The organism is Staphylococcus rostri, assembly GCF_002902145.1.
In the GTDB taxonomy this organism is placed as follows: Bacteria; Bacillota; Bacilli; order Staphylococcales; family Staphylococcaceae; genus Staphylococcus; species Staphylococcus rostri.
Window position 1 is genome coordinate 1,116 of record NZ_PPRF01000145.1, and the last position, 1,831, is coordinate 2,946.

General features: G+C 29.6%; 1 protein-coding gene. It reads right to left on the reverse strand.

Going from position 1 to position 1,831, the window contains the following annotated elements; all coding sequences use genetic code 11:
- The coding region (locus tag CD122_RS11525) for a Mur ligase family protein (protein WP_240624169.1) at positions 1 to 1,793 on the reverse strand (1,793 nt) is incomplete at its 3' end.
- Positions 1,794 to 1,831 lie beyond the last annotated feature (38 nt).

Sequence of the window (1,831 nt, forward strand, 5' to 3'; positions counted from 1 at the left end):
ATAATCGCGTTTTGGTAACTATCTCTTTGTCCAGATTTTGGGAACAAAATACTAGATAATTCATATGTAAGAGATGGGTGTGGTGACCTTGCCATCATCTTGATTAATGATTGTAAATCAGTTTCGTAACCTTCATAATATTGAGAATCATTAGAAGCCCAATTTTTCATTTTTACTTTAATGTTGTCAGTAGGAAAATCTGAGGAATAAATGAAATTTATTAATGGGCCAATACCTTCTATCGTTTGTGAGTTTAGTATGTTTTGTTGTTCAATGACATCATTGCTGTCATTATCTATAATAAGATATGACTTTCCTTTTGAGCTCATGTAGTTAAACAAAGGAAGAGTACTTTTACTCTTAGGGTATTTTTTTAGTTCGTCTGGTAACTCGCGAGCGATTTTGGGGAACTCAGTTCCTCCAGCTGAAGATTTTAGTAGAACAAATGAATCTTCATTTAATAAATATTTTAAATCTTCTTTTAATAAATCTGAATTTGGATACCATGTTATGTTTTTATTTTTAATTTTCTTTACAACTGAACCTAATTCATCATCAAGGCATAAAATATAATCAGCTTTGGAATTTTCTAAAATTGGAATAAGTTCTTCGTGAACTTCTTTTGATTTATGACCTAAATCATTTATTTTTCCAATTGCAATAATCTTATTGCCACTAAAATACTTTGCTTGAGTATTGAATGCTTTAATAGCATTTACCATAGCTGGAAGAGATGCGTTATGTGTATCGTCTAACAATGTTAAAGTGTGAGTAGGTGTTTTTACTTCCTTCATATTTAAAACTCTTATAAATGGTTTGAAATTTTGAAAGTACTCAGGATGAAAGTCTATATTTAATATATGTAAACATACTATTACTGCTAAAGAGTTAGAAACCATACCTTCACTTATTGTGTGTATCTCATATTCATACTCTGTCTCATCAATTACTGCCTTGACCAAAGTTTTACCTTTTAAATATTCTATGTGCTGTATGGTTAAATCAGCAGAATCATCTGTCATGCTATATGTAAAAACCTTTTTTGTGTTATTATATGCTTTTTCAATTAATAATTCTGAATATAAAGTATCCTTATTTATAATTGCTATACCATTTTCTGATAGGCCATCAAAAATTCTGCTTTTAAGTAAAGCGATGTCTTTTATACTTTTGAAAGTTGAAAAGTGTGCAGCACCAATTCCGGTTACTACTGCGATATCAGGTTTTAAGTCAATTGCTGAATTGCCACGGTGATTAATTGCATTAAGAGAAGTTTCTAAAATAGCAAATTGTTGATTCTTTATTAATTTACACATATTTGCATATATTGCAGCACGAATATTGTTGTTTCCACGGTTTTGCAAAGCAGTGTATCCATTTAGCATAGTTCTTAATAATATGCGTGTAGAACTCTTACCCATAGAACCTGTTATTGAAATGATTGGATTTTTATATTCATTTCTAATATGAATAGCTAATTTCTTTAAAGAATCTACAGTATCCTCAACAATAATTTGAGGTGTCTTATATTTTAAATCAGGTATATATATTTCGGTAATAATCAATCCGATATTTGGGTTTTCTTTATCTATGAAATAATTTCCGTGAGGTGCACTTTTATCTCTACCCAATTGTCGCCACCAAGTTTCAGGGTTTGCTGATATATATGCTGTTTCTTGATTGCTTACAAATCTATACATTGTTTCAAAATCATTAATTGGGTTGTTTTCTTTACCATAGGCATCTTTTAAATCACCGCTAATTATATGGTTTATTTCATTAATTGTTAACAAGTATAACACTCCTAATTCATTGTTAAAATAATTATATC